General features: G+C 71.2%; 9 protein-coding genes and 1 pseudogene. 4 read left to right on the top strand and 6 right to left on the bottom strand.

The features are described from left to right. Window positions 1-184: 184 nt before the first annotated feature. Window positions 185-403, top strand: a pseudogene (locus ACF1A1_RS15630) (LysE family transporter); the annotation flags it as partial. 213 nt (window positions 404-616) lie between these two features. Here the strand turns inward: ACF1A1_RS15630 and ACF1A1_RS15625 are convergent. After that, window positions 617-1,723, bottom strand: coding sequence for an acyltransferase family protein (locus tag ACF1A1_RS15625; RefSeq protein WP_392000211.1), 1,107 nt, complete (start codon window positions 1,721-1,723; stop codon window positions 617-619). Between the two features lie 287 nt (window positions 1,724-2,010). Between ACF1A1_RS15625 and ACF1A1_RS15620 the strand changes: the two genes are divergently transcribed. The 3 genes from ACF1A1_RS15620 to ACF1A1_RS15610 are packed head-to-tail and all read left to right on the top strand — an operon-like array spanning window position 2,011 to window position 7,655. Continuing rightward, entirely contained in the window at window positions 2,011-3,435 is a 1,425-nt protein-coding gene (locus ACF1A1_RS15620; protein WP_392000182.1) for a glycosyltransferase family 29 protein, read from the top strand. Continuing rightward, the gene (locus ACF1A1_RS15615; protein ID WP_392000180.1) at window positions 3,432-5,762 is read left to right on the top strand and encodes a glycosyltransferase; all 2,331 of its coding nucleotides are present in this window, start codon (window positions 3,432-3,434) and stop codon (window positions 5,760-5,762) included. Before ACF1A1_RS15620 ends, ACF1A1_RS15615 begins: the two co-directional genes overlap by 4 nt. A gap of 3 nt (window positions 5,763-5,765) precedes the next feature. Continuing rightward, window positions 5,766-7,655, top strand: coding sequence for a hypothetical protein (locus tag ACF1A1_RS15610; protein WP_392000179.1), 1,890 nt, complete (start codon window positions 5,766-5,768; stop codon window positions 7,653-7,655). On the opposite strand, the gene ACF1A1_RS15605 is transcribed toward ACF1A1_RS15610, so the two are convergent. From ACF1A1_RS15605 to ACF1A1_RS15585, 5 genes are all read right to left on the bottom strand, one after another. Beyond that, window positions 7,604-8,869: an NAD(P)/FAD-dependent oxidoreductase gene (locus ACF1A1_RS15605; protein ID WP_392000178.1), complete on the bottom strand. Its 1,266-nt coding sequence runs from the start codon at window positions 8,867-8,869 to the stop codon at window positions 7,604-7,606. The genes ACF1A1_RS15610 and ACF1A1_RS15605 overlap by 52 nt on opposite strands. Further along, window positions 8,866-9,219, bottom strand: coding sequence for a GtrA family protein (locus tag ACF1A1_RS15600; protein WP_392000176.1), 354 nt, complete (start codon window positions 9,217-9,219; stop codon window positions 8,866-8,868). Before ACF1A1_RS15600 ends, ACF1A1_RS15605 begins: the two co-directional genes overlap by 4 nt. A gap of 145 nt (window positions 9,220-9,364) precedes the next feature. After that, window positions 9,365-10,414 (bottom strand): glycosyltransferase family 2 protein, encoded by a 1,050-nt coding sequence (locus ACF1A1_RS15595; protein ID WP_392000174.1) that lies wholly within the window; start codon window positions 10,412-10,414, stop codon window positions 9,365-9,367. Window positions 10,415-10,750: 336 nt separating this feature from the next. After that, window positions 10,751-12,094, bottom strand: coding sequence for an alpha-2,8-polysialyltransferase family protein (locus ACF1A1_RS15590; RefSeq protein WP_392000172.1), 1,344 nt, complete (start codon window positions 12,092-12,094; stop codon window positions 10,751-10,753). Beyond that, window positions 12,094-13,110: a glycosyltransferase family 2 protein gene (locus ACF1A1_RS15585; RefSeq protein WP_392000171.1), complete on the bottom strand. Its 1,017-nt coding sequence runs from the start codon at window positions 13,108-13,110 to the stop codon at window positions 12,094-12,096. The genes ACF1A1_RS15590 and ACF1A1_RS15585 overlap by 1 nt, the downstream gene beginning before the upstream one ends. Window positions 13,111-13,167: the final 57 nt, after the last annotated feature.

The following is a 13,167-nucleotide window of genomic DNA, read 5'->3' as shown; positions in this document are numbered from 1 at the left end:
AAGGCCGCCGAAGGCGAGGACAACGTCCTCTACCCCATGAAGGACGCCCTCAAGGCCCGCGCCACCATCGGCGAGGTCTGCAACGCCCTGCGCGAGGTATGGGGCACTTACGTGCCGTCGGACGCATTCTGAGCCGGGTATTTCCCCCGGATGGGCGATCGGGGGCGGAAGCCGCCCGCCCCCGTTCGTCGACCCGGGGTACGCCCACCCCGCCCTGTCGTTCGTCGTCCTCGGCGCGTTCGCGCAGCTCGCGAGCTTCCTCTATCTCAGCGCGCTGATATTCGGCGGGACGAAGCTGGCGGCCTCCTTCCGCCGACGCAGGCGGCTCTCGGCGGGGGCGACCTCGGCGGCCGGGGCGCTGTTCCTCGGGTTCGCGGTAAAGCTGTCACTGGCGAGCGGGTGACGCCGCGTCGGGAGCGGGTGGCCGGCGTTGGTGATCGCCGGAATCCAGGCGCGGTGCGGAAGAAACTGATCAGGAAAAGGCGTGACCGCGGTCCGGTTCTCCGGAAGGCGGCCGCGCATTCATCCCGCATTCACCCGCGGATACGACTCCCGCATTCACCGGCATGGGCGATCCGCATCACCGGCTGTCCGCATTCCGCGTTCACCGGCGCGTTCACCCTCGCGCGGTCGTCAGTGCTTTCCGCAGCACCGGCGTCAGCCGCTCCTCCACCAGCCGGTTCAGCAGCCACGCCAGCACCAGCATCGAGCCGATCGTCAGCGGGAACGTCGCGTACGACGGCACCCCCAGCTTCTGGTGCAGGGTCCCGACCACGACCCACCCCAGGTGCTCGTGCACCAGGTAGAAGGGGTACGTCAGCGCCCCGGCCACCGTCAGCCAACGCCAGTTGACCCGGTCCAGCCAGCCGAGCGCGATCGCGGCGACCGCGACGAAACCGAACGCGACGACGGCGACGATGCCGAGGGACGTGCGGTGGGCGAAGGCGTCCGGGTCCGCGGCGTTCCACAGGCTGCGCACCGCGTAGTGCTGCCCGATCAGGAAGCTCACGCCGACGATCCCCCACGCGTACGCGTCCCGCCGGTCGCGGTGGACCAGGTAGAGGGCGACGCCGCCGATGAAGAAGGGCGCGTACTCCGGCATCAGCACGACATCCAGCAGCGGCTCCCGCACGCCGCGCGCGATCGCCGCCGTCAGCGTCCAGGCCGCGCAGAACATGATCACCCGTCGGCGGCTCGCGCCCGGCAGGACCACGCACAGCGCGAACAGGGCGTAGAAGCGGACCTCCGCCCACAGCGTCCAGTCCACGCCCAGCACCCGGTCGACGCCCAGCGGCTGCTGAAGCAACGTCAGGTTCACCAGGGTGTCGCTCGGTGAGAGCGCCTCGTAGGCGACGGCCGGCAGCGCGAACACCGCGGTCACCAGCAGGACCGCCGCCCAGTAGGCGGGCAGCAGCCGGGAGGCGCGGGAGGCGAAGAAGGAGCGCAGGGGGCGCCCCCAGCCGCTCATGCAGATGACGAAGCCGCTGATCACGAAGAAGACCTGGACGCCGAGGCAGCCGTAGGCGAACGGCGTGTGCAGGCTGGGGAACACGCGGGAGGGGGACGTGCCCCAGGCCTGGGAGATCTCCCCGCCGCGGCCGCCGTAGTGGTAGCAGGCCACCATCAGCGCGGCCACCAGCCGCAGTCCGTCCAGGGCCCGCAGCCGGCCGCCGCCCGCGCCCCTCGCCTTCGCCTTCGCCTTCGACGGGACGGAAACGGTGATGGGCTGCCCAGCTGTGTTCACGACCGTCTGCGTCACGTCGCGTCCCTCTGTGTTCCGAAAGTGCCGTCAATGGGGACCCTATGACGCCACCACCAGCGCTTCTGTTCGGCGGTGCGAGCATTCGTCCTCAGGTCCCGAGGGGTTCACCTGGGCGTCGTCTTCCTTTCTTACGGTCTCCAAACCTTCATGAAAAAACGAGTAGTTCTGTGTTTTCTTCATACGCCAGGAGAACCATGACGAGGGTCCGCAGCAGATGGTCACGCACCCGGCCGGAAAGGCCCTCGTCGGTGCCGCCCCCGGTCGAGCTGGAGGAGTGCCTGCGCGCCTGCTCCGTGCACAGCGGCAAGCTCGTCGGCAGTCTCGACCCCCGCCGCACCGCCCTCGCCGAGGCACTGCGCCGGCTCCTCGCCCTGTGGGCCACCCAGGAGCAGTCCATGCCGACGGCCACGACCGGAGGCCTGCTGCGCCGCGGCGCCAGGGCGGCCGGCGGCGGCAGCGGCCTCGGCAACGAGCTGCTCGACGCGCTGCTCGCCGTCGGCGACAAGGCGGTCGTCTGCGGCTACGACGACGAGCTGAACCTGACGCTGCTCATCAGCGACACCATCCTCACCCACCGCCGCAACTCCCGCGCCGGCTGGCGGCTGCGCGGCCGCCTGCTGGAGGCCATGGGCCTGCCCGTCGCCGCCGCCGAGGCCTACGAGCGCTACCTGGACCTCACCAAGGAGGACGGCTTCGGCGTCCGTGCCCGCGTCGACGGCATCCGTGCCGCGACCTCGGCCCGCGCCGAACTCCTGGCCCTGCTCGAACGCGGTGTCCCCGACTCCACGCGCTTCAGCGCCGGCCCGGCCACCGACGTGTGGGCCGAGGGCCTCGCCGCGCACGCCGCCGGCGACCAGCAGGGCGCCCAGGCCCGCCTGGTCGGCGCACTGCTCGCCATGGACCGCGCGGGCACCGCCGAGCAGGAGGTCCAGGAGGCACTCAGTCACTACCTCGACCTGAGCACCGCCCAGCACACCCGGCCCACCCCCGAACTCACCCGCGCCCTCGCCCTGTACGCCGACATCCGCCGCAACCGCATGCGCGGCCCGGTGCCCGAGCCCCTGTTCGGGGGCGTGCGGTGGCTCGGCCTCGGCGAGTTCCGCAACCGGATCGCCGACAGGTCGGTCTGCCTCGTCGCCAACTCCGGCAAGGTCGGCGAGAGCGGCATGGGCGCCGAGATCGACGGCTACGACCTGGTGGTCCGCTTCAACTCGTACCGGATCGACCCCGCCCACACGGGCGAGCGGACCGACATCCACGTCACCATCCACAAGCACGCCTTCAACTGGGACAAGCCGGCCGACATCCGCCTGGTCCTCGGCGGCAACTCGCCCGACTGGAAGTACTCGGTCCGCAACAAGCTCGTCCCGGGCGCGCAGACCTACGTCAACGACGAGTCGCTGCGCTGGCCGGTACGGAACATCGGCGGCTGGACGCAGGAGCAGTTCTCCGGCATCCCGACGTCCGGCTTCAACATGCTGTGGCTGCTCGACTTCCTCGACGTCAGCCCCACCCTCGACCTGATCGGCTTCGACTTCTACGAGAGCGGTGCCTACCGCCTCCCCGAGGCGATGAAGCTGGCGATCACCAACGTGCACGAATACGGCAGCGAGAAGGCGTGGGTCATGGAACGGGCCCAGAGCGTCTCCGGCATGAGGATTTCCCTGAGATGACCACGAGCCCCATATCCGCCCCCGCGGCCCCCGTCGCCGACGCCGGCGCGCTCACCGGCAAGCGGCGCGTCGCCTTCGCGAGCTTCGTCGACGAGAACTACCTGCCCGGGTTCCTCGTCCTGCTGCGCTCGCTGGCCCTGTCCAACCCGGACGTCTGCGAGGACTTCATCGTCCTCCACGACGACCTGCGTCCGGCCTCGGTGGCCCGCATCCGCGCCCTGCACCCGCGCGTGATCTTCCGCCGCGTCGACGCCGGCCACTACGACTCCTACGTCAAGGGCGACCAGGACAACTACCTGGTCCGCAAGGCGTACTTCATCCTCGACGTCTTCCGGATCCGCGACTACGACACCGTGATCACCCTGGACACCGACATGGTGGTCCTCGGCCCGATCAAGGAGCTCCTCGCGCTGCGCCACGGCCTGGCGGCTGTCGCGCAGTTCTTCTACGGCGACAGGACCCGCATGCTCAACAGCGGCCTGCTCGTCATCCAGAAGGAGTACCTCACCGACGCGTTCTGCGCGAAGCTCGACGCGATCGGCCGCAGCGGAAGGTACGAACTCGACAAGCACGACCAGGGCATCCTCAACGCCCTGCTCGACGGCGACTTCGTCGACCTCGACCCCAAGTACAACTTCGTCAAGCGCCGCCTCTCCGGCGACCTCCCGGTCCCCGAGGACACCGCCGTCCTGCACTTCACCGGCCGCCACAAGCCCTGGCAGGGCGGCGAGGCCGGCTACGGGCAGGCGCAGGAACGCTGGACCGGGTTCGACCTCACCGACGCCGAACTGCACGCCGCCTACCTGGAGAACCCCGACCCGCTCCACCGTGACCTGCTCGTCCACTACGGCACGCCGCACGTCGAGCGCACCGGCGACGTCACCACCGCCCGCCGGGTCGCCCTCGCCCACATCGGCGCCGGCGACTACCAGGCCGCCGTCGACATCCTGGAGCGCGTGCACCTCCCGGTCGACGAGGCCTGGCCGCACGAGGTGTACGGGCACGCCCTGATGAGCGTCTCCCGCTACGAGGAGGCCCGCGCCCAGCTGCTGCTGGCCACCGCCGCCCCCAACCGGGCCGCGACCGCCTTCTCGCGGCTCGCCCAGATCGCCTGGGTGCACGGCGACGACACGCAGGCGCGGACGTACGCGCTGGCCGGCCTCACCGTCGACCCCACGCACCGGGCAAGCCGCATCTGGCACCAGCGCACCCTCGGCGTCCCCCCGCAGGCGCAGGGCAGCCCCGGCGACCAGCTCGCCCACGTCGCCTTCTACATGGACCGCCAGGGCAACGCCGGCGACAAGCTGCTCCCGGAGAGCGTCCGCCTCGCCTTCGACCCCGACACCACCTCCCGGCGCTGGCACTCCGTGCACGCCCACCGCCTCTTCGACGAGGCGGCCCTGGAACGCGTCAACGCCCGCAAGGGCCTGGTCATCGGCGGCGGCGGCCTGTTCATCCCGGACACCATGCCCAACGGCAACAGCGCCTGGCAGTGGAACGTCCCCGACGAGCTGCTGGAGCGCATCGACGTCCCCATCGCGGTGTACGCCGTCGGCTTCAACGCCTTCGACGGCCAGTCCTACCGGGCCGAACGCTTCCGCACCTCACTGCGCAAGCTCGTCGAGCGCGCCGCCTTCTTCGGGCTGCGCAACCACGGCTCGATCGAGAAGGTCCGCGCCATGCTGCCGGCCCACCTGCACGACAAGGTGCGCTTCCAGCCCTGCCCGACCACGGTCACCCGCCAGCTCGTCGCCGACTGGCAGGACCCGGCCCGGCGCGAGGACACCATCCTCCTCAACGGCGCCTACGACCGCGCCGGCCTGCGCTTCGGCCACGACTACGGCTACTTCCTCGCCCAGATGGCCCGGGCCGTCGAGGAACTGGGCGAACTGGCCGAGGTCCAGTGCGTCGCCCACTCCCTGGACGACGAGAAGCTCGCCTTCGACCTGCGCCGCGAGCACGGCGTGTCGCTGCCCGTCATCCCGATGTACGACTTCGACAACGACGAGATCCGCGGCCTGTACGCCCGCACCAAGCTCGTCATCGGCATGCGCGGGCACGCCGGCATGATCCCGTTCGGCTGCGGCACACCCATCATCAGCCTCGTCTCGCACCCCAAGATGGCGTACTTCCTGCGCGACATCGACCGGCCCGAGTGGGGTGTCTCGGTGCACGACCGCGACCTCGCCGACCTGCTCGTGGAGCGCTCCCGCGACCTGCTCGCCGACCACGTCAAGACGGTCGCCGACGTACACGGCCGGCAGCAGGAGCTGTGGAAGGTCACCGAGGCGAACGCCGCCGACCTGCGCGCGATCCTGGGCGGCTGACCCATGGCGACCGTCCTGGCCGACGCGCCCGCCGCCCGGCCCCGCGCCCGCCGGTCACCCCTGTGGTGGCCGGTGGTCGCGCTGCCCGCGGCGGCGGCCGTGGTGTACACCGTGCTCACCCGGCGCCCCACCGGTGACATCCGGTACGTCCTCGCCGCCCTGCGCACCGGCGGCGAGGCGGGCTACTCGCCGTCGGAGGTCTTCACCCACCGGCCGTTCTTCTACCGGTGGTTCATCGCCCTCCTGGACGACCTCGCCTTCGGCGGGATCGTCGTACGGGAGACCGTGACGTACGCGGCGGGCGCCCTGCTCGCCGCCGCGGCGGCCCACGCCCTGTACCTGGCGCTGCTGCGCCGGCTGACCGGACGCGAGGCCGCCCTCACCGCGGGCGCCACCGGCCTGCTGCTGGTCCTCACCCCGCGGACCGACTTCCTCCAGCCGGAGTGGGCGGCCGTCGTCCTCACCGTGTTCGGCGTGGCGGCGTCGCTCGGCACGGCCCGCCCCTGGCCGGGCGCGCTGCTGGCCGCCGCACCGCTCGGGCTCGCGGTGATGATGAAGTACTCCACCGCCTCCACCGCCGCCTTCGGCATCCTCCTCGTGTACGTCGTCGACCGCGGCCGTGCGATCCGGGTCGCGCTCCTCGCCGTGCCCGGCGCGGTGGCCCTGTTCGCGCTGAGTGTGCTCGCCGGGTCGCACGAGTGGCAGTGGACCGAGGACATGCCGCGGATCAACCAGTCGGCGCTCGGCCGCACCGGCATCCACCCCGGGCACCTTCTGGAGCGCTCGGTGGACTTCCTCGCCGACCGGGCCGTGCTCAGCCCGGTGCTGCTGCTCCTGCCGGGCGCCCTGCTGCTCCTCCTGGCCCGGGTGCGCGGGCGCGGGCGGCGCGTCGAACTGCTCGTGATCGCCCTGGCCATCGGCTGCGGCTCGCTGGCCGTCGTCGTCGTGCAGGGCAACTGGTTCATGTACCACGCCTTCCAGCTGACCGCGGTCGCGGCCGCGATGTGGGGCCTCGCCGTCGGCGGCTCGCGCCGTTCGCCCCCGTGGTGCTTCGGCGCCGTGTCGCTGCTGTTCGGGCTGCTGCCCGTGCTGTACGCCCAGGCGCCCAGGGGGCTGCAACGGCCGGCCACCGTCTGGGCGTTGGGCCTGCTCGCGCTGCTGGCGGCCGCCTACGACGCCTGGCGCGAAGCGCGGGGCGGGAGCCGCCAGGCGGAGGGCGGGAAGTGCGAGGCGGGTGGCGTGAGCGTGAGCGCAGCCGCCGGTGTGCCGCCCGCCGCACTGGTCGCCCTGGCCGGTGTGGTGTGCCTGTCCGGCGGGATGTGGCCCGGCTCCCCGCACCTGGTGGCGCACGGCAAAGCGGGCGCGACCAACGCGTCGTTCCTCGACGGCGTGGAGCGCAAACAGAGGAACGCCGACGCGGTGCGGGCGCGGATCCCCGACGGCGCGCGGGTGCTCTACCTCGCCTTCGGCGACGACGTGTACTTCATCGACCACCCGGCCCAGTGCCGGTACCCGATCTCCACCTTCCTCCAGCGCACCCGGTTCCTCGAGGACGTCGCCGGCCTGAGGTCGTTCGAGGAGAACGCCGACTGCGTCGACCACGACCCGGCGCCCTACGCCGTCCTGGACCGGGCCTGGTTCAAGCCCGGCAAGGTCGACCCGGGGCTCATGCGGCGCATCGTCGCCACCTACGCGTGCCCGCCGGCGTCGGACAGCGGGGCGTCGAAGACCGTGGTGTGCGTGCGCAGGCCCGGCGTCGACCGACGTACGCCCCAACCGGCGTACACCGCGGGCGAACGGGCCCCGGCCGGCACGGCGGCGGGGCCCGTCTCCCGTGCGCTTCAGCGCAGTCCGAGCGACGCCGTCACCTTGCGCGCCATCCCCACCGAGTAGCTCTGCCCCCGGTCCTGCGGGTAGATCTGCGCCATCGTCGCCAGCGTGACCCGGCTCATCGGCGTCTCGTGGCCGGGGATCAGCGCCCGGTACCCGGGCGTGACGACCGGCTGGGCGAAACCGGCCTTCGAGAAGTGCCAGTTCGTGATCCAGGACTCGTCGAACTCCGGGTTGATCCGCCTCAGGTACGGCACGAACGCCTTCAGCAGCTCGCCCGGCTCGGTGGTGAACCGCCAGTCCTCGCGCTCGACGTAGTTGCCGACGTAGAGGACGTGCCGGCCGCCGTAGACCGCCGGGTCGATCATCCGGGTGTGCTCCACCACGGCGAGGAACGGGAAGTCCGGCTCGTTGATGTTGAGCCAGTAGTACGGGATCACGCTGCGGTCCAGTTCCAGCACGAAGCAGGTCGCGCCCAGGTACTGGTTCTTCCACACCGCGTCCTCGGACGGCAGCCCGGCCGCCTTGGCGAAGGCCGGCTGCGGCGTGGTGACGATCAGCCGGTCGAAGCCGTACGACGAGCCGTCCGCGCAGGTCACCACGGCGGGACCGGCCCCGTCCTGCCGGATCGTCTCCACCGCCTTGCCGAACTCGACCTTGCCGCCGCGCTCCTCGACGCCGTCGCGCAGCGCCGCGTACACCCGCTCGAACCCGCCGTCCACGTAGCCGAGTTCGAAGGTCCGGCAGTGGATACGGGCCCACAGCCACGCCATCGACACCTGCTCGGCGCGGTCGCCGAACTTGCCGCGCAGCAGCGGCTCCCAGATCGCCGCGGTCGCCTTCTTCCCGGCCCGCCTGCGCAGCCAGGCCAGCGCCGTGAGGTCGTTGTACCGCTCGCCGTCCCGGACCGCCTTCAGCACCGCCGAGGATGCGGCGAAGCGGACGGCGTCGACGGGGGAGAACTCCGGGAAGCGCAGCATGTCGAACGGCGTGGTGAAGTCGATCAGCTTCCCGCCGCGGTAGATGCCGGTGGTCGGCCTGTGGAAGCGCAGGGCGTCCCCGAGCCCCAGCTCCTCGATGAGGGCGATCATCGCCTTGTCGCTGCGGAAGATGTGGTGGTAGTAGCGCTCCAACGGGACGCCCCCCACCTCCAACGACGCGGCGAGACCGCCGAGTTCGCCGGCCGCCTCCAGGATGGTCACCTGGTGGCCGGCGCGTACGGCGTCCCAGGCGGCGGTCAGGCCGGTGGCACCCGCGCCGATGATGCCGAGGTTCATGCGAAGCTCCACTTTCTGTTGAGCGCGAACTGGAGCGCGAGGACCAGCGGGAGCGAGGCCGCCTTGACGAGGTTCGCGTCGGTCCCCAGCGCGTCGGTGAAGAGCAGGAAGAGCAGGTTCGTCAGGACGATCCCGGTCAGGCCGACGGCGTAGAAGCGCAGGAAGCGCACGACGATCCGGTCCCGGCGCTCGAAGGTGAACAGCGCGTTCAGGACGAAGTTGTTGGTGATGCCGAGGGTGGTGCCGAGGGCGTTGGCGAACTGCTCGTCCATCCCGGCCGTGTTGTGCAGCAGCAGGAACACGACCAGGTCGAGGGTGACGCCGCTGCCGCCGATGAGGGTGTAGCGCACGAACTGGCGGAGGGTCCGCGCGCGGCCCTCGCGGGGTGACCCGCCGGGAGCGCGGACACCGTCGGCCGCCGTTGCGGCCCTCGCCCCAGCCGTCGCCCCAGATGTCGAAGCAGCCGTCGTCGTGGCCGCCGTTCCGGACGCGGTTTCAGACGCCACCACGACCGTCCCGCTCGTCGCCGTGGCCGTCCGCGCCGATCACCTCGCGCACCAGGTACAGCGGACGTCCCTGCGCCTCGCTGTAGATGCGTCCGACGTACGTGCCGATCACGCCCAGGGACAGCATCTGCGTGCCGCCCAGGAACAGCACGACGACCATCAGCATCGTCCAGCCGGAGACGGTGATGTCGGGCCGGAAGAACTTCATCGCCAGCGCGTACACGATGCCGAGCAGCGACAGCGTCAGCACCACGAAGCCCAGCTTCGTGATCATCTTCAGGGGGGCGGTGGAGAAGCTGGTCATGCCGTCGACGGCGAGGCGGGCCATCTTGCGCAGCGGGTACTTCGTCTCGCCGGCGAACCGCTCGTCGCGGTCGAAGGCCACCTCCGTCTGGCGGTAGCCCATCGAGGCGACGATGCCGCGCACGAAGCGGCTGCGCTCGCGGTACTTGCGCAGTTCGTCGGCGACCCGCCGGTCCAGCAGCCGGAAGTCCCCGGTGTCCAGCGGGATGTCCACCTCGGTGGAGGAGCGCAGGATCCGGTAGTAGAGGTGCGCGGTGGCCCGCTTGAACGCGGTGTCCTGCCGGCTGCGGCGGCGCGCGTGCACGATCTCGGCGCCCTCGCGCCAGGCGTCCACCAGCTCCAGGCTGACCCGCGGCGGGTCCTGGAGGTCGGTGTCCATGACGATCACCGCGTCACCCCTGGCGACGTCGAGGCCGGCCGTGATGGCGATCTGGTGGCCGAAGTTGCGGGCGAAGTCGACCACCCGGACCCGGTCGTCCTGCGCCGCGATCCTCTTCAGGAGGGGGAGCGAGCCGTCGGCCGAGCCGTCGTTGACGTACACCAGCTCGACGTCGAGGTCCGGGCGGCCGTCGAGGGCGGCGGTCAGTTCGGTGTGGAAGGCGGTGATGCCGTCCTGCTCGTTGTAGACCGGCAGCACGTACGAGATCAGCGGCCGCGGGGCCGGCTCCGGCGCCACCGCCGCGAGGGCGACGGGCGCCGGGGCCGGGGCGGGCGGGCGTATGTCCTGCTGGGTCATCTCGGCCCGCCCTCGGATGCGAAGAGGCTTGCTGAGGAAGCTTTTTGCAGCATTCGGGGAAGCTATGGAGGACGGGTTAACCCCGCCCCAACACATCGCATCCGTAAGCGGTCCTCCCCATTGCTCTTCGTCTTCTCGGATTCATGGCGCGGGAAAAGTGTCGGCGGCGTATCGCTTCGCGCACGAGCCGGCGCAACCGGAAGTGGCCGGCGCGGACAAACCCCGGCCGACTTCAGGGCGGGCCGGAACGGCGGCTTTTCCCGATGTTCACTTCGACTTCGCCGTCGGAGCGGGCCGGGGGAGGGGGACGCGCCCGCGCGCATCCCCCTTCTCCTCTCAGCGCCGTACGGCCTTCCGCAATGCCTTCGCGCGGCGTACCACCCGGCGGGCGGTGGAATTGTGCGGCAGGAACGACAGCCGTTCCGGGATGCCGCCGGGCAGGCCCAGTGAGGTGAGTCGCTTGCGCTTGAAGTAGCGCTGGGTGCGTGGACCGAGGTGGGTGCGCAGGTAGTTCTCCGCCGCGGGGCGCAGGGCGGGGTGAATCTGCGGCTGCATGACGAAGCCGACCGCGGTCACCAGCGCGGCCAGGGTGTCGGCCGGGAGCGGCTCGTCCTTCTCCTCCAGATCCGGCAGCAGCGCGTCGGCCAGCACGGCCGGCACCCGGTTGCTGTTCTGGTACGGCGTGAGCCGGTCCAGGAGCGGCGCGGTGCCGATGCGGGCGACCGGCAGCTCGTAGAGCGCCGACGCGGTGAACAGCGCGGTGGAGAAGCAGCCCACCACGAGCGCCGGCCGCGCCGTGTCGAACAGCACCTCGGCGAGGACCGGGGTGTCCAGCACGGTGAGGTCGACGCCCAGCTTCCCGGCCTCGGCCTCCAGGACCCGGCTGTAGCGGGCCGGGGCCGTCGGGTGCGGCTTGAAGACGACGGTGCGGTGACCGCGGGCGACCGCACCGCGCATCATCCGCACATGCAGCTCCTCCTCCTGCGCGACGGAGAGGATGCCGAGCGCGGACAGGTACTGGCCCAGCAGCAGCGCGGAGTTCTCCGGCAGCCGCGGCAACCGCCCCGAGGCCTCGCCGACCTGGCCGAGCACCTTCAGGAAGGCGCTCGCCGGCACGGTCCGCGCGGGCACCCCGAACTCGGTGAGCAGCAGCGGCACCAGGCCCGGCACCAGGTCCAGGTGGAGCAGCCGCCGTACGCGGGTGCCGATCAGCGGGTCGATCCTGTTGCGCGTCGGTCCGTAACTCATCAGCCCGTCGGCGTAGACGTCGAGGGGCGCTCCGGTGAAGATCTGGGCGATGGCCTGCGCGGGGTTGACCTGGATCGACTCCAGGACGATCTCCACCCGGTCCGTGCCGAGCCCCCACAGCAGCCGCAGATAGCGCTCGAACAGGGGGACGTCGTCGGGGCGCGGCGACCAGTCGCCCGGGTGGAAGGGGCTGATCGCCGCGTTCCAGGACAGCACCGCGTCGAAGCGGTCCCGCAGCGGCTCGAAGCCCGGCATCTCGTCGACGGCCGGGGTGGTCTCCGGGTTCGTCGCGTTGTTGCACACCAGCAGCAGCCGGCGGTCCGCCGCGGGGAAGGACCCGGAGTCGAGCGCGGCGGCCAGGGTGGCGGCACCGTAGAGCGTGGAGGCGCAGAAGATCCGGGTCGTACGCGAGCCGGGGGTCGTCCGGGACATCAGGCGGCCGCCTTCGAGGGGGTGTCCTTCGTGGGGGTGACCTTCGCCGAGGTGATCTTGCGGCGCAGCCGCCGCAGCTTGGCGGAGCGGCGCAGGTCCATGGTGTCGAGGACATCGGTGAGCAGTTCCTGCGGCATGCGCTGGATGGCCGCCGCGCTCATCGTGCGCAGCTGCCTGGCCACCGGGGCCTCGAACTTCTCGATCTCGCCGAGGTGGTGGGCGATGATCGCGCAGTACGTGCGCACCGCCTTGGGCAGCAGCCGGTCGGCCTCGCGGTCTCCGGCGGTCTCCTCGACGACCTCGTCGAAGGCGCGGATGAAGTCCAGCTGGCGGGCGTCGCCGATCTGGGTCAGCGAGGAGGCGACCCCGCGGCGGTAGAAGACGCCGTGCAGGTTCAGCACGGCGAACGAGCGCGCCTCCCGGTGCAGCCGCCAGATCCACGGCCGGTCCTCGGCCGTGCGCAGACCGTCGGTGAAGTGCAACAGGCCCTGGTCCAGCAGGCGCCGGTGGTAGGCACCGGCCCAGGCGTAGGCGTAGTCCACGGAGGTCGAGCGGTCGGCGGGCAGGATCGCGTCCCGCGGGTTCATCACCTCGCCACGCCGGCCGTGCGGGTGCCGGACCACCGTGCGGGCGCGCCCGGTGGCCTGCACGTGGTCGGTGCGGACGAAGTCGCAGCCCAGCTCCTCGATCGCGGTGACCAGCTCGCTCAGGTAGCCGCGCGCGAGCCAGTCGTCGCCGTCCAGGAACGTCAGATACTCCCCCTGTGCCGTGTCAAGGCCGGAATTGCGTGCGGTGGCGAGTCCTCCGTTCTCCTCGTGGCGGACGAAGCGCACCTGAGCGACCTTCGAAAGATCCTCGACCGCCCGTTCGGCAATGGCGGGAGTTTCGTCCTTCGAGCAGTCGTCCACCAACACGAACTCGAAGTCCGGGCGGGCGTTCAGACGAAGACTTCTGAGGGTGTCCGGGGCGTATTGCTGGACGTTGTAGAACGGCACGATCACGGAAAGCTTTGGCACCCGCGAAATCCTAGGAGGGCGTCCGGCAGCGGAAATTTCCGGTGTGGGTACGAGGGA

The organism is Streptomyces sp. NPDC014995 (assembly GCF_043080745.1).
Classification (GTDB): Bacteria; Actinomycetota; Actinomycetes; order Streptomycetales; family Streptomycetaceae; genus Streptomyces.
The sequence above is the reverse complement of the archived record's forward strand: the minus strand, read 5'-3'. Positions and strand labels throughout refer to the sequence as shown.